This window comes from Oerskovia sp. NPDC057915 (assembly GCF_042887685.1).
Lineage (GTDB): Bacteria > Actinomycetota > Actinomycetes > Actinomycetales > Cellulomonadaceae > Oerskovia.
This window is the reverse complement of record NZ_JBHVOS010000029.1, coordinates 25,199-44,852: the sequence shown is the minus strand read 5'-3', so window position 1 is coordinate 44,852 and position 19,654 is coordinate 25,199. Positions and strand designations below refer to the sequence as shown.

General features: G+C 73.2%; 16 protein-coding genes, 1 tRNA gene and 1 pseudogene. 6 read left to right on the top strand and 12 right to left on the bottom strand.

The annotated features are described in order from the left end of the window. Nucleotides 1–104 precede the first annotated feature (104 nt). On the bottom strand, nucleotides 105–1,766 hold the full coding sequence (locus ACFVQ3_RS17120) for a hypothetical protein (RefSeq protein WP_387641569.1): 1,662 nt from the start codon (nucleotides 1,764–1,766) through the stop codon (nucleotides 105–107). A gap of 108 nt (nucleotides 1,767–1,874) precedes the next feature. After that, nucleotides 1,875–2,963 carry a fatty acid desaturase family protein gene (locus ACFVQ3_RS17115; RefSeq protein WP_387641566.1) on the bottom strand — a complete coding sequence of 363 codons (1,089 nt, stop codon included), beginning with the start codon at nucleotides 2,961–2,963 and terminating at the stop codon, nucleotides 1,875–1,877. A 272-nt stretch (nucleotides 2,964–3,235) separates the two neighbouring features. Between ACFVQ3_RS17115 and ACFVQ3_RS17110 the strand changes: the two genes are divergently transcribed. Together ACFVQ3_RS17110 and ACFVQ3_RS17105 are read left to right on the top strand one after the other, a co-directional pair. Further along, nucleotides 3,236–3,724, top strand: coding sequence for a DUF4190 domain-containing protein (locus ACFVQ3_RS17110; protein ID WP_387641563.1), 489 nt, complete (start codon nucleotides 3,236–3,238; stop codon nucleotides 3,722–3,724). A gap of 178 nt (nucleotides 3,725–3,902) precedes the next feature. Next, nucleotides 3,903–4,205, top strand: a complete 303-nt coding sequence (locus tag ACFVQ3_RS17105) for a hypothetical protein (protein WP_387641560.1) — start codon at nucleotides 3,903–3,905, stop codon at nucleotides 4,203–4,205. Nucleotides 4,206–4,277: 72 nt separating this feature from the next. Here the strand turns inward: ACFVQ3_RS17105 and ACFVQ3_RS17100 are convergent, their stop codons facing one another. From ACFVQ3_RS17100 to ACFVQ3_RS17075, 6 genes are all read right to left on the bottom strand, one after another. Continuing rightward, nucleotides 4,278–5,138, bottom strand: a complete 861-nt coding sequence (locus ACFVQ3_RS17100; RefSeq protein ID WP_387641557.1) for a carbohydrate kinase family protein — start codon at nucleotides 5,136–5,138, stop codon at nucleotides 4,278–4,280. A gap of 34 nt (nucleotides 5,139–5,172) precedes the next feature. Continuing rightward, nucleotides 5,173–5,970 (bottom strand): carbon-nitrogen hydrolase family protein, encoded by a 798-nt coding sequence (locus ACFVQ3_RS17095; RefSeq protein WP_387641609.1) that lies wholly within the window; start codon nucleotides 5,968–5,970, stop codon nucleotides 5,173–5,175. Between the two features lie 44 nt (nucleotides 5,971–6,014). Beyond that, nucleotides 6,015–6,485 carry a hypothetical protein gene (locus ACFVQ3_RS17090; RefSeq protein ID WP_387641555.1) on the bottom strand — a complete coding sequence of 157 codons (471 nt, stop codon included), beginning with the start codon at nucleotides 6,483–6,485 and terminating at the stop codon, nucleotides 6,015–6,017. A gap of 256 nt (nucleotides 6,486–6,741) precedes the next feature. Beyond that, nucleotides 6,742–6,817, bottom strand: a tRNA-Ala gene (locus tag ACFVQ3_RS17085). A 107-nt stretch (nucleotides 6,818–6,924) separates the two neighbouring features. Continuing rightward, a complete protein-coding gene (locus ACFVQ3_RS17080) occupies nucleotides 6,925–8,319 on the bottom strand; it encodes a hypothetical protein (RefSeq protein ID WP_387641553.1) in 1,395 nt (464 codons plus the stop codon). A gap of 81 nt (nucleotides 8,320–8,400) precedes the next feature. Continuing rightward, nucleotides 8,401–9,021 (bottom strand): GNAT family N-acetyltransferase, encoded by a 621-nt coding sequence (locus tag ACFVQ3_RS17075; protein ID WP_387641607.1) that lies wholly within the window; start codon nucleotides 9,019–9,021, stop codon nucleotides 8,401–8,403. Between the two features lie 306 nt (nucleotides 9,022–9,327). On the opposite strand from ACFVQ3_RS17075, the gene ACFVQ3_RS17070 reads away from it, so the two are divergent. Continuing rightward, nucleotides 9,328–9,966 (top strand): 5-formyltetrahydrofolate cyclo-ligase, encoded by a 639-nt coding sequence (locus tag ACFVQ3_RS17070; protein ID WP_387641550.1) that lies wholly within the window; start codon nucleotides 9,328–9,330, stop codon nucleotides 9,964–9,966. Nucleotides 9,967–10,118: 152 nt separating this feature from the next. Here the strand turns inward: ACFVQ3_RS17070 and ACFVQ3_RS17065 are convergent, their stop codons facing one another. Beyond that, the gene (locus tag ACFVQ3_RS17065; protein ID WP_387641604.1) at nucleotides 10,119–12,692 is read right to left on the bottom strand and encodes a penicillin acylase family protein; all 2,574 of its coding nucleotides are present in this window, start codon (nucleotides 12,690–12,692) and stop codon (nucleotides 10,119–10,121) included. A gap of 293 nt (nucleotides 12,693–12,985) precedes the next feature. On the opposite strand from ACFVQ3_RS17065, the pseudogene ACFVQ3_RS17060 reads away from it, so the two are divergent. Next, nucleotides 12,986–13,078: pseudogene (locus ACFVQ3_RS17060) on the top strand (FmdB family zinc ribbon protein); the annotation flags it as partial. Nucleotides 13,079–13,140: 62 nt separating this feature from the next. Here the strand turns inward: ACFVQ3_RS17060 and ACFVQ3_RS17055 are convergent. Continuing rightward, entirely contained in the window at nucleotides 13,141–13,335 is a 195-nt protein-coding gene (locus ACFVQ3_RS17055) for a hypothetical protein (RefSeq protein ID WP_387641612.1), read from the bottom strand. An 81-nt stretch (nucleotides 13,336–13,416) separates the two neighbouring features. Here ACFVQ3_RS17055 and ACFVQ3_RS17050 point away from each other — a divergent pair, with 81 nt between their 5' ends. Both ACFVQ3_RS17050 and mscL read left to right on the top strand, forming a co-directional pair. Beyond that, nucleotides 13,417–14,106: an SAF domain-containing protein gene (locus ACFVQ3_RS17050; RefSeq protein ID WP_387641547.1), complete on the top strand. Its 690-nt coding sequence runs from the start codon at nucleotides 13,417–13,419 to the stop codon at nucleotides 14,104–14,106. A gap of 56 nt (nucleotides 14,107–14,162) precedes the next feature. Further along, nucleotides 14,163–14,594: a large conductance mechanosensitive channel protein MscL gene (gene mscL, locus ACFVQ3_RS17045; protein WP_387641545.1), complete on the top strand. Its 432-nt coding sequence runs from the start codon at nucleotides 14,163–14,165 to the stop codon at nucleotides 14,592–14,594. Between the two features lie 240 nt (nucleotides 14,595–14,834). On the opposite strand, the gene ACFVQ3_RS17040 is transcribed toward mscL, so the two are convergent. Further along, the gene (locus ACFVQ3_RS17040; protein WP_387641542.1) at nucleotides 14,835–14,978 is read right to left on the bottom strand and encodes a hypothetical protein; all 144 of its coding nucleotides are present in this window, start codon (nucleotides 14,976–14,978) and stop codon (nucleotides 14,835–14,837) included. A 174-nt stretch (nucleotides 14,979–15,152) separates the two neighbouring features. Continuing rightward, nucleotides 15,153–19,262, bottom strand: a complete 4,110-nt coding sequence (locus ACFVQ3_RS17035) for a hypothetical protein (protein ID WP_387641540.1) — start codon at nucleotides 19,260–19,262, stop codon at nucleotides 15,153–15,155. Between the last annotated feature and the right edge of the window lie 392 nt (nucleotides 19,263–19,654).

The following is a 19,654-nucleotide window of genomic DNA, read 5'->3' as shown; positions in this document are numbered from 1 at the left end:
TTGTCTCGACCCGACCCTGTCGAATCGATTCGTCTGTACTGGCCGACATACCGTAACCGGCCCGGCCGACGGGGACAAGAACACGCCCGGACGGGGCGCGGGACCTACTCGACGACGACGACGAGAGGGCTCGGGGCGACGGGCTCCGTGGTCGCCGCCCGCTCGGGCGTCACCTCGCCCACGAGGTCGGTCCGCCCCCACCGCAGCGCCGCCGGCGCACCAGCCGTGAGCGCGTCCCACGCCTTGGTGCGCGCGGCGTAGGAACCCGCGACGTCGGAGTGCACCACGACGACGACCGAGTCGTCGGTCGTCGCGAGAGCACCGAGGTTCGTCACCGACCTCGGCGTCGAGGCGTGCACGACGACCAACTTCTGCGGGAGCGCCTTGGCCTTCACGAAGCCCGCCAGGTACGAGACGACCTCGTTGACCTCCTCCGCGGGAACCTCGCCGTCCTTCTTCACGGCACCACCCGCGCGACGGGCGTCGAGGTCGAGCGAGACCCCCACCCCGGGCAGGGCGAGCAGGTCCTGGTACCGCTCGACCTGGTCGACGAACGACGCCCGGCCGGGCTGGATCTCGAGCAGCACCTGCTGCCCCGCCTCGAGCGCGGCCTGCACGGCAGGCCGCACGGCCTCCACGGCGAGCTCGGTCGAGTAGTTCCCGTCCTTGCCTGCGGCTCCCGAGGCCTCGGTCACGACGAGCTCCACGGTCGGGACCGTCACCGTCGCGTCGCCCGAGACCGTCGCGACCTCGACGTACGGCTCGGCTCGAGCCGCCGCCTTCCCGACCATCTCGGCGACCTTGGCCGGGGTCGCCGGGACCGTGGTCGAGGGCAGCACCACGAACCGCTTGCCCGCGGACACGAGCTGCCCGCCCCCGACGAGCTCGACACCCGTCTCCGCCGCGCGCACGCGGGCCGTGAGGTCCTCGACCGAGCCGAAGGACTCGCCGATGCCGACGACGGCCAGCGCCTTGGCCTTGGCCATGGCCTGGACCGACGCGCTCGTCGCCCGCGGGTCGCCCCCGGCCACCGCCAGCGGGACCACCCCGGCGGCCTGCGCCGTCGCGAGAGCGGCCGTCTGGCCGGGCGCCTCGTCGACCAGCGCCAGGACCTCCGTGAGGAGACGGGGCGACGCGGTCGCGGGAAGCTGGTCACGCACCTCGGCCAGGTCGTTCTCGTCGATCTCGGCCCCGCCGTCCGCGGTCGCGACGAGAGCGCCCGCGTCGAGCGTGACGGCATCGAGGGCGGGGTCGATCGCCTCGACGGACTTCTCGGCCTCCTGCTCCAGGTCCTCGCTCGACAGCGCAGGCACGGCAGCCGCCCCAGCGGTCACGACCCCGGCCGCGTCGACGTTCGGCGCCCGGTCCGGTGTCACGACCACCGCGGTGACCGCACCGAGGCGCTCGACCTCCTTGGCGAGCCCGCTGTCGGCGATCGCCCCGCCCGTGAGCAGGACCGGCGCGTGGAGGTCGAGCGCGACGGCGGCGGCGGCATCCTGCGCGGTCTGGTCGCCCGCGTCGGCCAGGACCACCACGGGAGCCTGCTCGAAGAACGACTGGCTCGCCGTGAGCGCCAGCTCCGCGGGGTCGGCCGAGGTCAGGACGAGCACGGGGGCGATCTGGTCCACCGCCGCGGCACGCAGGTCCTGGGTCGGGTTCTCGGACCCCTCGCCCGACACGTCGCCGTCGCCGCACGCGGCCAGCAGGGACGTCGTCAGCGCGAGCGAGGTGGCGACCAGGACAAATCGGGCCTTCCGTGAATTCACGTCTCTATCATCCCCTACTGCGTGTGCCGCGCCGAGTCGTCGGCGCGTCGCCGTGGGGCCCCGTCGCCCGATGCCGTCGCGGGTCGTCGGAGTCGACCGCCCGCAGGGTCAGCGTACCGAACGGTACTGCGCCGTGAGGGGGCACTGGAACGGGTCGCGAGCCGCGAGGCCCACCCGGTTGAGGTAGCGGACGACGATCCGGTACGACTCCACGAGGGTCGTCTCGGTGTACAGGATGCCTCGCTCGGCGCAGAACTCCTTGACGATCGGACGGACCTTGCGCAGCGAAGGACGCGGCATGCTCGGGAAGAGGTGGTGCTCGATCTGGAAGTTCAGGCCGCCCATCGCGACGTCGACCCAGCGGCCACCTGTGATGTTGCGGGACATGAGCACCTGACGGCGCAGGAAGTCGATCTTGACGTCGGGGGCGACGGTCGGCATGCCCTTGTGGTTCGGCGCGAACGACGCCCCCATGAGCACCCCGAACAGGCCGAGCTGGACGCCGAGGAAGGCGAAGCCCATCCCCACGGGCAGGACGAGGAAGACGGCGGCGAGGTATCCACCGAGGCGGAGCACGACGAACACGATCTCCACGGTGCGACGCTTGACCGGCCCCCGGCCGAAGATCGTCTTGATCCCCGAGACGTGCAGGTTGAGGCCCTCGAGGAGGAGCAGGGGGAAGAAGAGGTATCCCTGGCGCGCGGCGAACCACGCGCGCAGCCCGCTCTTGGTCTCGGTGAGGGTCTCGGTCTCCCAGACGAGCACACCGTTGATCATGTCCGGGTCGCCGCCGCGGGTGTTCGGCTTGGCGTGGTGGCGCGAGTGCTTGTGCTGCCACCAGCCGTAGGACAGCCCGCCCAGGAGGTTGGCGACGACCAGGCTCGCCCAGTCGTTCCAGCCCCCCGAGCGGAAGATCTGACGGTGCGCGGCGTCGTGCCCCAGGAACGCCGTCTGCGTCAGCAGCACCGCGAGCAGCGCGGCGATGCCCATCTGCCACCAGGACTCGCCGATGAGGACGAACGCGACCCCGGTCGCTGCGAGCAGCGCGAGCAGGACGGAGAACTTGGTCCAGTAGTACCCGTAGCGACGGCGCATGAGGCCGAGCTCCTGGACGGTCCGGGTGAGAGCGGTGAACTCGCTGACCTGGCGTTCACGCGGAGACTGTGCGCGGCCAGGAGCGGTGGCGTCGAGCGTCAAGGGGTGGCCTCTCGTGGTCGCAGACGCGTCGCCCCGGGGGCAGCACATCCGACGGGTGGTTTCGTCGCGAACGTGACCGACAGTACCTGCACAACCTACGCAAGCGTAGGTTTGTCCACGACGAGATCGCCGACGCCACGAGACCTTCACATCCGGCCCGCCCGGGTCAGGCCCGACGACGGCGCTCCCGACACGTCGCGGGCGACCGTTGTCCGTGGCCACGAGGCACGACATACTGGGCCGCGATCCCTGCCCGAACCACGAGGAGAGACATGTCCAACCCCGAGCAGAACCCGTCCAGCACGCCCGACCCCTACGGCGCGCCCCAGGACCCGGCTGCCGGCCAGGCACCCCAGGCGCCGCAGTACGGCGCACCGGCCCCCGGCGCGCCCCAGGCACCCCAGTACGGCGCACCCCAGGCACCCGCTCCCCAGGGGTACGGCGCTCCCGCCCCCACGACCGACCCCGGCAAGACGCTGGGCATCGTGGGCCTCGTGCTGTCGATCCTCGGCTGCACGTCGCTCATCGGTCTGATCCTCAGCATCGTCGCGCTGAACAAGTCCAAGAAGGCCGGCTACAAGAACGGCATCGCCCTCGCCGGCATCATCGTCGGCGCGGTGCTGTTCGTCGGACTCGTCATCTGGCTCATCTTCGCCTTCGTCGTGGGCGGTGCCATGGTCACCGACCTGCTCGAGGCCTGCAAGGGCGTCAGCTCGGGCGACACCGTGGTCTGGGAGGGCCAGCAGGTCGTCTGCCCGTGACGCCTTCCCCGGCGCACCGACCCGTGGGCCTCGACCGTTCTCCGGTCGGGGCCCACGGGCGTCTCCCGCCTCGTGGGGAACGCCCGGCGGGCGCCCCCGGACGAACGTCGCCGGACGGTCCGGGATACTGGAGCCGGCCACCGTGCCGTCCCTGACCGTTCCTACCCCGAGGACCCCCGTGACCCACCCCGAGCCCGTCGTCCACAACCCCGGCAAGACCCTCGGCATCGTCGGGCTCGTGCTCTCGATCCCCCTGTCGCTCGTCGGGCTGGTCCTCGGGATCGTCGGGCTCGTGAAGTCGCGACGGGCCCGGCTCAACAACTGGTGGGCCGTGGCCGCGATCGTGGTCTCGTTCCTCGTGATCGTGGCGATCGTGATCTGGGCCGCGACGCTCGTGTGGCTCATGGGCGAGTGCGCCGAGCTCGGCCCGGGGGTCCACGACGTGAACGGCCGCCCGATCGAGTGCGTCTCCGGCGCCTGACCTTCCTCTGGCTCGCAACGTCCCGCTGTGTGACGCGCACCCGGCGGACGACACCGGGCCGGGCCGCGTCGCTCAGCCCAGCGGCGCCAGGTGCGGGCTCTGCACGCACAGCGCGCCGCGCCGCGCCCCCTCGCCCAGCGCGTCGTCGACCCCCGCGCCTCGCAGGTGGGCGTCCAGGAAGCCCGCGAAGAACGCGTCCCCGGCACCGTTCGTGTCCACCACCCGCTCGACGGGAACCGCAGGGACCTCGACCCACTCGCCCTCGGCCGTGAGCGCGCTCGCACCGCGTGCGCCGTGCGTGCACACCACGAGCCGGGCACCGGCCGCCACGCGAGCCTCCATGAAGGCCCGGTACCCCGGTAGCCGGTCCGAGCTGAGGAAGAGGAACGACGCCGACTCCACGAACTCGCGGTGGAACTCTGCCTCGCCGTCGTAGTCGTGCACGTCGCACCACACGTCCCTGCCCAGCCGTCGCGCCTCGCGCAGGAGCGGCAGGGCGGGCAGCGCAAGGTCGATCACGACCGCCGGGGCTACGGTCATGGCCCCGACGGCGGCGTCCCACGTCCGCCCAGGGGCCACGTCGCCGGGCGCCTGGAGGTAGATCGACAACCGCTCCCCCGCGCCGCCCATGAGGTTGAGGTGCCGCTCGGTCCGGCCGTCCGGCGACGGCTCCACGAGGAGCGCGACCCCCGCCCGCCGCAGGACGTCCTCGACACGGGGAGCGACGTCGTCGGACCCCAGGACCGTGCGCAGAACGACCTCGCGGCCCAGGGCCCGCAGGTTGAGGGCCTTGCCCGCGGACGTGCCGCCGACCGTGGCCCGGTGGCCCTCGGCGAACAGCGTCTGCGAACGCGGCTCGGGCAGGGCGTCGAGGTAGACGAGCTCGTTCCACGAGGCGGGACCGGCGACGAAGACGGGCGCAGAGGTGTCCATGGACGGCGACGCTACCCGGCCACCGGTGCGCGGGTCAGCCCGGCGGGACCGTCTCGCGGGCCCGCTCGCCCAGCGCCGGGCGTCGGTCCGTCCACATGCGCTGCGCGTCGCGGGCCGCCGCGAGCACCGCAGGGTCGACGTCGGCGATCGCCAGCCCCTCGCGAGACTCGACGTGCGCGACACGACGCCCGACCGGGTCGAACACCGCCGACCCGCCGATGAAGTCGCTCGGGGCCCCGACGAGGCCGGCGAAGACGACGTACATCCCGTTGTCGAGGGCCCGAGCCGCATAGTGGAGGTCCCGCCGGTGGGCGCCGCCGGGGAAGTACGCGCCGCTGTTGACGTAGACGCTCGCCCCGTCTGCCGCGGCCGCGGCGGCGTGCTCGGGAAAGTTCGCGTCGTAGCAGACGGACAGGGCGACCTCGACGCCGTCGACGGTCAGGCTCGCACCTCCGGACCCCGCGGCGAAGGTGCCGCGCTCGCTCGCGTGCAGGTGCTGCTTGTCGTAGGCGACCCATGGAGCACGCCCCGGGACGAGCACCAGGTTCGTCAGCGCGCGACGGTCCCCGTGGTCGAGCGCCGTGTTCAGCACGACGACGGCCCCCGAGGCGTCGACCGTGCGCTGCAGCGGCGACGTCCAGGACAGGTCGTCGGCCCGCGGCAGCGGTCGGGCGAAGACGGCGTCGTCGTAGCCCGTCACGAACGCCTCCGGGAGGACCACGAGGCGAGCGCCCGCGACGGCCGCGCCGGCCGTGAGGCGTGCAGCCTTCTCGACGTTCGCGACGACGTCCCCCGGGATCGCCTCCGCCTGGACGGCGGCCACTCTCAGCATCACGGGATCACGGTAGCGGTTCCGAGAAGCCTGTTCGGGTAGAGCTACGGGGCCGGGCGTGCGAGGGCCGCCGCCCGCGCCACGTCCGGCGCCTGCTCGGAGTGGAACCAGACGACCATCGCCGGGACCAGCGCGACATACGGCCAGAACCCGACCCACTCCAGGAGGCCGCTGCCCTGCGGACCCGCCGCGGAGGCCGCGACCGAGCCCAGGAACGCTGGGGCGACGAAGACCGCGACGACCACCGCGGCGACCGACAGCGGCGAGACCAGCTGCCGCACGTCCTGACGGACGACGAGGTGCGCACGACGGGTGAGGACGTCGCCGCCGACGGCGAGCAGGACAGGGACGGCCAGGAGACAGGCCGCGAGGAGCATCGCACCGTCACGGGCCACCACGAGCTCGGACATCACCTCGCTGCGGCGGGCGTGCACGACGAGGGCAGCCAGCTCGGGCGACGCGGTCGAGGCGGCCAGCACACCCGTCGCCACGACGGACGACGCCCAGACCAGCACGAGAACCGTCAGGGCGTTCCGCGACCACCTGACGGCACGCTCACCCGCAGCCCGATGGGCAGCGACAGACGCGTTCCTGCGCTCGAACCGTCGCGGCCGTCGGCGTCTGTTCACGGAAGGATGATCGCACGGGACGTGCGCCCTGCTCGTGCGGTCCGGAGCGCGTAGTCAGCGTTCGGCCCCCACTCGGCCCCCTGACCGCACCTGCAGACGGAACGACGAAGGCCCGGAACCTGACGGTTCCGGGCCTTGCCTCTGGTGGAGCTAGGGGGATTCGAACCCCCGACCTTCTCATTGCGAACGAGACGCGCTACCAACTGCGCCATAGCCCCAGAGCGATGCCTACATTAGCACCCGTCCCCCGGCCCCGGAAAATCCGCGCCCGGTCGGCCCCGACCACGCGCCGACCGGCGCGGCCCCTGGCCCAGGACGGAGCCTGTCACCCGCCCGAGACGCGTCTGCGAGCCAGGATCTCGTTGAGGTCCAGACCCAGCGTCTCGGTCTTCGGCTTCTTGTCGTCGCCCGTCGAGGGGGCGGCAGGGCGGGTCGGCACCGGAGCAGCCGGCGCGCCCGACGCCACCGGCGACGCGGTCGTCCCCACGGCCGCCTCGGTGGCGGGGCGCGGCGTGGCAGCCGGCGCGACGGGGACGGCCACCTGGACCGGTGCGACGCCGGTCTCGGAGGCCGTGGGCTTCATGGTGTACGTCGGGCGCGGGACGGGCACGGGCTCCCAGGCGCCGTCGGGCGACGGAGCCGTCGAGGTCCTGGCCGTCTCGTCGGACGTGGTCTCGACAGCCACCTCGACGACCTCCCCCTCGACGACGACGCCCGGCTCCTCGCGGTCCCGGTCGTCGAACAGCTCGCCGCCGCTCGCCCCGGTCCGGGGTCGGACTAGGTCGGGCTCCGGTTCGACGCGCGCGGTCGAGCCGGTCGCGGGGCGCCGGTCGCGGCTGCGCGCAGCGCCTCGTTCGAGGTCGGCCGGCGTGACGCGCGGGATCATCTGGGTGTTCGTCTGCGAGGGGCGCACGGCGTGCCCCGTGACGCGCGAGGGGTGGACGTTGCGGGGTGCTACCGGGCTGCCCTGCACGGGGCCTCGCGAGGCACGTGCGGCCTCGCGCGCGGCCGTGCGACGGTCCGCGAGCCACGAGGCGTCGGCCCGGCGCGCGGCGAGCACCGCCTGACGTCCCAGGACGAGGACCAGGACGAGCGCCGCCGTCGGGCCTGCGGCCGCGTACCAGGACACGAGGCCGAAGCCGACCGCGACCCATGAGCCCGCGGTCGCGAGCAGCAGCAGGATCGTCAGCACCAGTCGGCGGCGTGCGGCCTTGGCTCGACGCTCGAGCAGCGCGATGCGTGACGGCGAGGACGCCCTGCGCGCCGGGAACGGGTCGTCGAACCCTCCCTCTGCGCGGCGCCCGGGCGGGATGGACGGGCGAGGGTCTCCCGTGCGGACGTCGTTCTCCATGGTCTGCGGCCCCTCCTTCGACGACGGCCGGTGGCCGGTGCCACCGGCCGTGACCTGCTGGACTTCTCTCGGTGCGTCCCGCCCTGCGTCGGAGACCCGCAGCAGGATACCGACGTCGGGCTCCGTCACGACGGCCGGCCCCAGCAGCAGCGAGCGCCCCTCGGCGTCCCCCAGGTGACCGCGGGGCGCACGTCGCTCCCGCTTGCCCGACGCGACCCCCAGGACCCGCAACGAGCCGGAGAACCGGTCCTCGACCCGCGAGTCCAGGAACTGCTGACGCTGCTTGACGCGGTGCGGCACGTAGTAGGCGAACCAGATCACGAACAGGGCAAGGACTGCCACGCCTGCCGAGCCCGTCGTCGATTCCACATGCCGACCGTAGGCGAGCCGCCAGGTGGGCTCCCGGACGCCGCACGGCGTGTCGGTCCTTTTCCGTGACCGGACCATGCACTATGGGGCGTCGCGACGCCGCTCCTGCCAACGGGTCAGCAGCCCGTCGGGGACCTCTTCGGTCGTGATGGCGAAGGTGCGGTGGTCGCACCACTGCCCCTGGATGTGGAGGTAGCGTTCGCGCACCCCCTCGTCCCGCAGGCCCAGCTTCTCGACGACCCGCAGGCTCGGACCGTTCTCCGGGCGGATGTTGATCTCGATGCGGTGCAGGCCCAGGACCTGGAAGCAGTAGTCGACCGACATGGCGACCGCGGTGGGGATCACGCCCCGGCCGGCGACGTGCTCCCCGACCCAGTACCCGACGCTCGCCGAGCACAGCGACCCGTACGTGATGCTCGACACCGTGAGCTGGCCGACGAGCTCGCCGTCCAGCTCGACCGCGAACGGCAGGGTCGTGCCCGCCCGCGCCTGGGCCGACAGGATCCGCACGTACTCGCCGAAGGTCGGTGGGCCACCGCCCGTGCCGGGTCGGGGCGACGTCGCCTCCCACCGCTCGAGCCACGACGCGTTGCGGGCTCGCAGCGTCATCCACGCGTGCCCGTCCTTGCGGCGCAACGGTCGCAGCACCACGCTGCCGTCCGTCGCGTCCTCGCGGAGCGTCACCGGCCACGGCTTCGACATGCTCCACGTCCGTGCGAGCTTGTTGGTCATAGTTCCCGTGCCCATCGATCGTCCGTCCCCGGCAGCAGAGCCCGAGACGTCGTGCCTTCGAGCACCAGGGTCACCGAAACGACGCCTGGTGGACAGGGTGTATCACGACCTGACACACGGACACCAGCAGCAGGTACGCCCGTACCAGGCACGGAACCGGCCCCCGTGGCGGCGCGGCGCCCCCAGGTCCGTCCACCAGGCTCCACGATCCGGTCCTTTCCGTCCGACGACGACACCACGGACACTTCTTGCCCGAACCTTTGCGACAATAGGCGCATGAGTGGCCCGGTTCAGCCCTATCCCCTGCATGGAAGCATCGAACCCGAGGACGCGAAGGAGATCCTCCGAAAAGCCATCCGCACCGCCCGATCCGCCCGCACGGAGCGCCGCCGCGACGAAGCGGCACTGGCGATAGCCGACGTGATCGAGACCATCCCCGAGGTCCTGTCCGCCCGGTGCGTCGCGACGTACGCGGCGCGCCCCACCGAGCCCGGCACCACCGCGATGCTCGAGCGGCTCTCCGCGCGCGGCGTCCGCGTGCTCCTGCCCGTCCTCGGCGCGGGGCTCCAGCGCGACTGGGCCGAGTTCGACGGCGCGCACGACCTCCAGGTCCGCGCCCCGGGCCGACCACCCGAGCCGAGCGGTCCCACGCTCGGGGCACCCGCGCTCGCCGACGCCGACGTCGTCATCGCGCCCGCGCTCGCGGTCGACTCGAACGGCGTCCGCCTCGGGCAGGGCGGCGGCTGGTACGACCGTGCGCTCGAGCACGTGCGCCCCGGCACCAAGGTGATCGCCGTCGTCTTCCCCGAGGAGGTCTACGACGCGACCGACCGTCCGCTGCCCCTCGAGAAGCACGACCGCACCGTCGACGCCGTCGCCACGCCGCTCGGCTGGCGCTGGATCGGTCAGGGCTGACCGCTCCTCCACCCTCGGACACGCACGAAGGGCCCGCCCGGGCAGTCGCCCGGGCGGGCCCTTCGTCGCTCTCCCGACCCCCTGCGAGGGTGGGCCGGGCAGGCGGGCGCGTGGCGCCGTCGGGCAGGAGATGCCCGACGGCGCCGCTCCCGTCAGGGGACGAGCGTCAGCGTGTCCTTCGTGCCTGCACCCACGGCGTCGGCCGTGAACGGCCACGGGTACGTCTCGCCCGCGGCCCAGGTGCCGAGCTGGTCCTCGTAGTGCTTCGACGCCGGGTGCCCCGAGGCGCCCGTGACCGTGACCCAGGTCGACGCGTCCAGGTCGTCGAGGTCGACGACCATGCGCATCGACGGGCCCGAGGTGACCTCGAAGCTGCCCGAGGCTGCGTCCCACGACGTCGCGTTGACGATCGACGAGCCGCCCGGCATGGCCACCTTGCGGGGGTTCACGTAGGCCCGGACGAAGCCCGGGACGGCCTCGTTGTCGAGCACCAGGTGGCCGAGCGAGAGCGTGTGGAGCTTGCCCCACTCCCAGTCGGTCGTCTTCTTCGACAGCTCGGTCGTCAGGTCGAGCCGGGCCGAGGTGATCGCCCGGTTGAGGACCTCGTCACGGGTCTCGACGACGCTCACGGTCTGGCGGTCGTCCCAGAACGCGTTGGTCTCGTCGGCCAGCATGTTCTGCACGACGGCCAGCCAGCGGCTGCCGCCCGCGGGACGGATGCTCTCCGGCAGGTCGTCCCAGAACGTGATCTCGAGCAGGTTGCGCCACACCGCGGCGAAGTACGCGGCCGCGGCCGAGTCCTTGTCCATGTGCTGGTCCCAGTCGGCGAGGAGGTCCTGCCCCTCGGCCGCGAAGTCGTTGCGCACGCCCTTGCTGTTCTCGATGTCCTGCTCGAGGAGCAGCGGCACGAGGGCAGCGGCGTACGGGCTCCAGTCGTCGTTCTGGATCTCGTTCATCGTCGCGACGTCGACCTTGCGGCCCGAGTCGATCTCCTCCTGCAGGAGGGTGCGGATGCGCTGCGAGCGGTAGCCGTAGTCCCAGTCCGTCGTGAGGAACGGGGTCGTCCCGGCCGGCAGGACGGCCTGGTTCGCGGCGACGACGAACCCCTCCTCGGGGTCGACCACGCCCGGCATCTGCGCGGCCGGCACGTAGCCGGTCCAGTCGTAGCGCTCGTCCCAGCCGGGTCGCGGCCACGTGCCGTCGGACGGCACGGGGCCCTCGACGCTCGCCCGCACGGGGATCCGGCCCGGCGCCTGGTAGCCGATGTGCCCGTCCGTGGTCGCGAAGACGATGTTCTGCGCCGGGACCTCGAACAGGGCCGCAGCGGCCTTCATGTCCTCGGCGTTCGCCGCGAGGTTGAACGCGAAGACCGCGTCCGCGGTGTGCCCGGGGTCGAGCGCGGTCCACCGGAGCGAGACCTCGTAGTCCCCAAGAGGGGTGCCCTCGGTCGGGGACTCCGCGACCCTGTCCATGGGGAGCACGGTCGAGACGATCGGGCCGTGGAGCGTCGAGCTGATCTTCAGCTCGACGTCGTCGCCGCCGTTGACCTTGATGGTCTCCGTGCGGGTCTCGAGGGGCTCCCAGTCGTCGCCCCGCAGGTACGTGTCGTCGCGCACGCGCTCGATGAAGAAGTCGGTGACGTCCGCTCCCATGTTGGTCAGGCCCCAGGCCAGGTCGGCGTTGTGCCCGATGATCACGCCCGGGAAGCCGGCGAACGAGAACCCCGAGACGTCGAACCCGCACGCGGCGCTGACCTCGTTGCAGTGGAGGCCGACCTGGGCCCACACGCCGGGGGCCTGGAGGGACAGGTGCGGGTCGTTGGCCAGCAGCGGCTTGCCGCTCGTCGTGTGCTCGCCCGAGACGACCCACGAGTTGGAGCCGGTGCCCTCGCCGCGGCCGACGAGCACGGGCACGGCGGCGAGTGCTGCGTCCGCCGCCGCGACGGCGGACTGGAGCTCGCTGCCCGCGAGGGTCGGCGCGTACGCCGTCTGCTCGGCGCCCTCGACCTGGACGGGCTCACTCGTGGTGGGCACCTCGGAGGGGTCGAGGATCGGGAGGTTCGTCTGGGCGGCGTACGCGGGGAAGAGCGTGCCCACGCGGGCCACGTCCTGGGCGACCCGGGCGGGGTCCTGGGCTCCGCTCGGGGCGCCCGCGAACCCGCCGTACGCGATCGCGCGCTCGAGCTCGTCGTCGTAGTTGCCGCGCAGGTCCCAGGCCATGGCCTTGAGCCAGGCGAGGGAGTCGATCGGGTCCCAGGGCTCGGGGTCCGGCACCGAGACGCTCGTGCCGAGCACGGTGTACTCGAGCGCGATCTCGCTCGGGTCGCGGTCCTCGATGTAGGCGTTGACGCCGTCCGCGTACGCCTGGAGGTAGGCCTTCGTCTCGGGGGCGAGGATCTTCCACTCCTCCTCGGCGACCAGGCGCCAGCCGAAGGTGCGGGTGACCTTGTCCGCGTCGATCGCGACCTTGCTGTCGCCGACGAGCTCGGCGAGGCGGCCCGCGGTCACGTGCCGGCGGTAGTCCATCTCGAAGAAGCGGTCCTGCGCCTGGACGTACCCCTGGGCGCGGAAGAGGTCCTCGGGCGTGTCGGCGTAGATCTGCGGGACGCCCTGCGCGTCGCGCAGCACGCTGACCTCGGCGTCGAGGCCCGTCAGGGTGAGGGTCCCGTCGGTCTGCGGGAGCGGCCGGCGGACGGTGACGACGGCGAACACCGACACGGCGACCATCAGCACGACCACGAGCGCAGCGATCGCGATCACGCCCCGGCGGGCGCGCGAACCTCCCCGTCGGGCAGCAGGGACGGGCGGCGGGGGGTCGCCGTGGACTCCGGCGGGGACATCAGCAGACACGGTGCGAGACTACCCCGGGCGGGCCGGGCGTATGATTAGCACTCAGAAGACCCGAGTGCCAGTCCGGCTGTGTCCTGCCGTCGACCCGACGCGCACGCCGGACGCCGCGGACCAGGCTCGCGCCCGGCCCGTGACGACCGCACCCACCCCGCGACCTCTGAGGAGAGACCGTGCCCACCTACGCGTACACGTGCACTGCCTGCGGCCACGCCTTCGACATCCACCAGGCGTTCACCGACGACGCGCTCACCGTGTGCCCCGAGTGCGGCGGTCGTCTGCGCAAGGTCTTCTCCTCGGTCGGGGTGACCTTCAAGGGATCGGGCTTCTACCGCACCGACTCGCGTTCCTCGAAGTCGTCGAGCACGGGCTCCACGACGCCTGCGGCGCCCGCGAAGTCCGCCGACTCGTCGAGCAGCTCGTCGGGCGGCTCCTCGTCCGGCTCCTCGAGCAGCGGGACGTCCTCGAGCTCGTCGGGCTCCTCGACGCCTTCGGCGAGCTGACGCTGCTCCGAGCCGTGCACAGGTAGGCACCAGAGGTGCCCTGTGCACTGGACACCCGGTCCCGCTGCGGGCCCTGCGTGCGCGACGCCTAGCGTCGCCTCATGGTTCCCCCTGCATCGACCGCCGCTCGCGCGCCGGGTCGCCGTGCGTCCACGGCCCGACGGCGCCTGCGCGCCCTCGCGTGGCGCTCACGCCTCGTGCTGCTCGCGCTGGGCTGCGGCCTGGTCGCCTCCGTCGTGGTCGGCCGCCTGAGCCCACCACCACCCGACACGCGCCCCGTGGTCGTGACGGCACGTGCGGTCGAGGCCGGAACCGTCCTGGGCGAGGGGGACGTCACGGTCGTGCCCGTCGCGACCGCGCTCGCCCCGGAGACCTCGCTGACCAGGACGAGCGACGCCGTCGGGCGGACCACGTCGGTCGCCCTGCCGCCCGGGCAGACGATCTCCCCCTCCCTCGTCGCCGCAGGCGACCTCGCGGCCATGGCTCCCGCCGGGACCGTCGTGGCGCCCGTGCGGCTCTCCGACCCCGACGTGGCCGCGCTCCTGCACCCCGGCGACCGCGTCGACCTGCTCGCGGCGACGGGCAGCACCGGCGCCACCGGGGCGGGCAGCCACCTCGCACGGCGCGCCCTCGTCGTGGCAGGGCCCCGGTCGCCGGTCTCGTCCGGTGGCCTGCTCGGCGGCAGCGGCCAGGAGGGCGGCGTCACGCTCGTCGCCGTGCTCCCGGAGGAGGCTGCGGCGCTCGCCGGCGTCGGCGAGTGGGGTGGCCTGTCCGTGGTCCTGGTGCCGTGAGCATGGAAGGATCGCGTCCGGACCTCGCTCCGCGCCCCTCTCGAAAGGAACCTCGTATGAAGAACGTGTTCGACGGCTTCAAGGACTTCGTGCTCCGCGGCAACGCGATCGACCTGGCGGTCGGTGTCGTCATCGGCGGTGCGTTCACGCTCGTCGTGACCTCGATCGTCAACGGCCTGATCAGCCCTCTCGTCGCGGCGATCTTCGGCGAGCCGGACCTCACAGGGGTGTGGAACTTCACCATCAACGGCGCGGCGTTCAGCTTCGGCCTCATCCTCGACGCGCTCTTCAAGTTCCTGTGCGTGGCCGCAGCGCTCTACTTCGTCATCGTCATGCCGATGAACCACCTCGCGGCCCGGCGCAAGAAGGGTGAGGAGGCCGCCCCCGCGGCTCCTGCGGAGGACGTCCTGGTGCTCCAGGAGATCCGCGACCTGCTCGCCGCGCAGAACGCGCGTGCTGTGGACTCCGCCGGTCCGGGCGGCCGCTGACCGCTTCACGACCCGGGGACCGGGGGCGTTCCCGCCCGCCCGGTCCCCCGCGGCGTCCCGGCCCCGTCGTCCGCCCCCTGGGGGCCGGGTGTCGTTCCGGTGATCGCCGACGATCGTCGGCGGTCTCCTGGAACGCACCTCGTCCCGGGCGGCCGTCGACGTCTGCTCCAGCCACAGGGAGCGGGGCGAGGCCCCCAGCCCACCGTCTCCCAGGGCCGGCTCCTCAGACCCTCCGGTCCCTCAGGACCAGTGCGGTGGCACGTCGCGCAGGAGCTCGGCGTCGTGGCTGTCGGTCGACGTCCCCGGACGGACGTCACCCCAGGCCGCGGCGTCGTCGTCGGACCCCAGGCCCGCGACTCCCGACTGCTCGGTCCCCTGACGCACGACTCGACGCGACCGACGACGCGGTGTCGCGGGCGCGACCGGATCGCCGGAGCGAGCCGTCGGGTCCACCGACGCAGGGTCGTCAGGGCTGAGGGAACGATCGACGGGGGTCACGACCCCATTGTCTCAGTGCCCCCGGTGCGCCCCGGGCCCCCCGGCACAGCCCGCCGGCCGTCAGTCCGTCCCGAACTCGTCGTCCGCGACCACGGGGACGACGACGATGCGGTCGCGGCCCCCCGTCTGCGCGATCCCACCGAGCTCGGGCAACCGCGCGTCGCGCACGGCCTGGACCACCCGGCGGATGCGCTCGGCCTCCTTCGCGGGGTCGAGGAACGCCGCGGCGGACCACACCTGGGCGACGACCCAGCCAGTGCGCTCGAGCCGCTCCGCGAGCTGACGGTCACGCACGCGCACGCTGCGCTCGGCGACGTAGGCGTCGTCGTCGGTCAGGACCGCGACCAGGAGCTCGCCCGGGATGTCGGGGTGACCGACGACCAGGGGGATCCGGTCTCCGCCGACCACCCCGTAGTCCGTCTCGACCACGAGCCCCGCACGCCACAGGCGCTCGGCGAGGTCGATCACGAGGCGGTCGGGGTTGCCGCCCACGTCCACACCGTTGCCCAGGGTGACCTGGTCGGCACGGCCGTTGCGCTGCTCGGCGAGGTCGAGCACCTCCGCGAGGAGCTTGGCCCCGTGCCCGCGCAGGCGCTCGGGGTCGAGGTCGGACGCCGTGAAGCACGTGACGACGTGCAGGCGCCGGCGCGTCGAGCCCAGGGTGTCGAGGAGCATGGCGTCGCCGCCCGGCGCGTTGAGCACGCCGAAGCGGTGCAGCACGCGCCCGTGCGGGGTCCGCCCGTAGCCGATCGACAGGACGATCGTGTCGCGGCTGAGACCGGAGACGCCCGAGACCTCGGCGACCACGACGGGCTCTGCCCGAGCCCCCGAGAAGAAGACGGCCAGGGCCGGGTTCTGCCGGACCTCGCCGAGGAGCGCATCCCGGATCCGGTCGGCGTGCACCGAGCTGACGGTGACGATGCCGAGCGACTCCTCGGGTCGTGTCATGGCGTGCTCGATCGCGATCTCCACGACGCGGTCGACCTCGGCCTGCGTGCTCTCGACCGCGCCCGACGCCGGGTCCGGCATGCCCGCGCCATCAACCAGGTCGAGGTGGACGAGGGGCTCCGCGCGGGGCAGCGGGCTGGGCCGCAGGACGCCCTCGTAGCCGTGGGCGGCGAGGAACGCCGTGAGGTAGGGGTCTCGTCGCGTGCCGCCCGCGGACAGGGCGACCGTCGGCAGGATCGCGGCGAGCTCGCCCACGGTCGAGCCCGAGGCGGCCCGCGGGTCGCCGAACACGACGACCTGACGTCCGCGCGCGAGGGACGACAGGACCAGCTCGACCGGGATGTGCTGCGCGGCGTCGAGGATCACGAGGTCGACCGTGCGGGTCGGGGTGAACAGGTGCGGCACGAGGGTCGGGGACGCGACGACGCACGGTCGCAGGCGACGCAGCACCTCCGGGTAGCGCTCGTGGGCGTCGCGCAGGCTCGTCATGCGCCCCTCGAGGAGCTCGGTGAACAACGCCTCGGCCTCGGTGCGGTGGTCGCGCATCGCCGCACCGAGGTGCTCCCGCACCGCGAGCCGCACGGGGGCGGACAGCGCTGCGACGTGCGTGCGGTCGAGGTCGCGGAAGCGGCGGGCCAGCGCTTCGAGACCGGCCCCGTCCTGTCCGGCGAGGGCCGGGTCCTGGGCGAGGACCTGCTCGAAGACCGAGCTCCACCAGGCGAGGTCGAGCTCGGGGCCCACGAGCTCGGGCTCGACGCGGCGTGCCGAGAGGTCGTCGAGCAGGTCGCCGAGGCCCTCGTCGCGCAGGGTCCGCAGGGCGGACGTCCGCGCGGGCAGGTTCTCGAGCGCCTCCTGGTCCTCGCCGAGGGCCGCGAGACGCACCGCGAGCTCGCTGATCGGCAGGTCGAGGAGGTCTGCTCCGACGGGGGTCGTGGCGAGGACCGGGTCGAGGTACTCGAGGTCGATCCGGACGGCCTCGTACGTGTCCTCGATCGCGGCGAGCCCTTCGGGGAGGGTCGGCCACCCGCCGCGCGGGCACTGCGCCTGCCAGACGGCACGCTGCGCCTGGACCTCGATGAGGGCCGCGTGCAGGTCGGGGACCCGGACGCCGGGACGGAGCATGTCCTTGGCCTGCCGGCGCAGGCGTCGACGGTGGGCCCAGCCCATGTCGATGCCGTTCGCGGTCCGCCACTCGCGCGTGCCGGTCGCCTCGACGAGGTCGGTCGCGGTGCGCTCGAAGATCATGGGCTGGAACGCGTCGAGCGTGCCGCGCATGCCGCCGAGCATGCGGAGCTGGTCGCCCCACTGCCGGACGGTCGTGGCGGGGGTGAGTCCCGTGGTCGTCGCGACGGACGCCACCTGGTCGCGGAGCTGCGGGAGCGTCTGGCCGGAGAGCCGTTCGACCCGGACGAGGGCGTCCTGGGCGTTCTCGGCGCTCGTGATGTCCGCACCGAACCAGGGCGTCGACGTCGAGCGGAGCGTGAAGGCCCCGACCTCGGCCGCGCGCACGAGGCGTGTCGAGATCTCGGCGCGCCGCTCGGCGCCGATCCGGATCGTGACCTCGGGTCCCAGGCGGACGGTCGTGCCGGGGGCGGGGCGCTGCGCGGTGAGCCGAGCGAGAGCCTGCAGGGCCGCGTAGGCGGAGACTCCCCAGGGTTCGCGGACCAGGTGCAGGGACTCGATGTAGCCCGAGAGCTGGGCACGCGCTCCGAGGAGGCCGTCACGGACCCGCGCGACGGAGTCGGTGTCGACCGTCTCCGCCTCGGCGGCCATGGCACCGAGCAGGCGGTGGGAGGCCGTGGTCCGCCACGTGGGTTCGGGCGCGATGTCGAGCAGCAGCCCGTCGAGCCCGAGCTCGCCGAGCCGGGTCGCGAGCGTCTCCGCGGCGCGGCGGTGGCCCGGGACGTAGAGGATGCTGCGGCCGCTCGCTGCGGCCTCGGCGACGACGGCGGCGATGGTCCCTGCCGTGTCGGCGCCCGGGGGCGCGTCGACGAACAGGTGGCTGCCGGTCGCGAGCGCGTCGATGACGTGGCGCTGCGCGGGGTCGAGGTCGCCCACGCCCCGTTCCTGGGTCGGGTCGGCGTCGCCGACGCGCGGGGCCGGGAGCTCGCGAGCGAGCGCGGTCGCGGCCTCCTCGGAGCCGGCGAGGGCCGCGACGACCTCGTGCCGTTCGAGGCCTGACGCGAGCTCGTCGAGGTCGTCGACGAGGACCTGGCCGGGGTGGACGAACGTCCCGACGAGGACCCGCTGCGCGAGCTCGAAGTCGCCCAGCACGGCCTTGCCCACGGCCGTGATGCGGGCCAGGGCGTCCGAGGGGTCGAAGCCTGCGGGCGTGAACGCGCTGCGGGCGAGCGTGACGGGGTCGATCAGCCCGCCGTGGGCGCGCAGGGTGCGCGCGAGGACGGGGTTGATCTCGACGGTCGGCTCGAGCGTGAGGTCGTAGTCGGTCTCGCTGTCACCGCGCGGGGTGAGCGTGAGGGGGCGCAGCAGGACGGGGGCGCGCACGGTGCGCGGGAGGGTGGGCTCGGCGTCGGCGTCTTCGGCGCCGTCGCGCGCGGGCCCTTCCCCCTGCCCGACGGCGCCGCTCGCCGGGGACGGCGTGGTCGCGGACCGCGTGGGGTCGGCCGGGTCGTCGGCGGCGGGCCCTGCGGGCAGTCCCGTGGCGCCGTCGATGGTCCGGCTGTAGGTGGTGCCCGCGACGTGCGCGAGGGCGGCGACGTCGTCGGTCGGGAGGCGCGAGGGTTCCCCCTCGGTCCAGGTCGTGACGCCGATCGCGAGATAGGTGGGCGCGACACCGTAGCGCTGGGCGTGCTCCTGCGACCGGACGACCACCGCACGGGCCCGGCGCCGCGCGGCAGGCAGGGAGGCCCCCTCGCGGAACAGGTTGGACAGCCGTGTCGGGCGGCCGGCGAAGAGCTGCGCAACACCCGAGGGGTGGGCGGCGGTGAGATCGACGACCGCGTCGCCCAGGAGGCCGATGTCGGCGAGCGACGAACCGCCCGCGAGCTCGACGAGCGAGGCCCGCCAGGAACGGACGGCGTCCTCGACGAGCTCGGCCGTGGTCGGTGGCTCGACGAGCGTCGGCCTCGCGAGGTTCGTCGAGCTCTCGGTGGCCGAGGCCGCACCTCGGACGGCGCTGTCGTGCGCGTCCTGGTCGGTGAGCGGCCGAGCGGTATCGGCCACGGTCTCGCGGGCAGATGGGTTGCGGGCGGCTGCGTTCACTCTCGCACGCTAACCGCCCGGCCGACCGGAACCGGCACCGGCACGCCGGGGGCGGCGACTTCGGGTGGGTCACCGCGGGTGAGGTGTTCTCACCGACGGCTTCTGAGGGAGGGTTCGGCACCTGGGCGTCCCGAGCGCACCGTTGCACAGGGGGAAGGCCGAGAAGATTGAGGACGGTGCGCACCGCGCAGGGGGCAGGCGATACGCACCGTCAGAGACGATTGTGCAAGGTCTTCGCCCGTTCGTCAAATGTGTCCGCACGTTCGTCCGCGCGGAGATGGACGAGCGTCCAGTTCGATGTGATGGATTGTTCGTGGACGATCGCCCGGCGGGTCGCTCCGCACGCTCGGGCACCGTCCGTCCCGACGCACGACGGCCACGCCCCGGGCGAG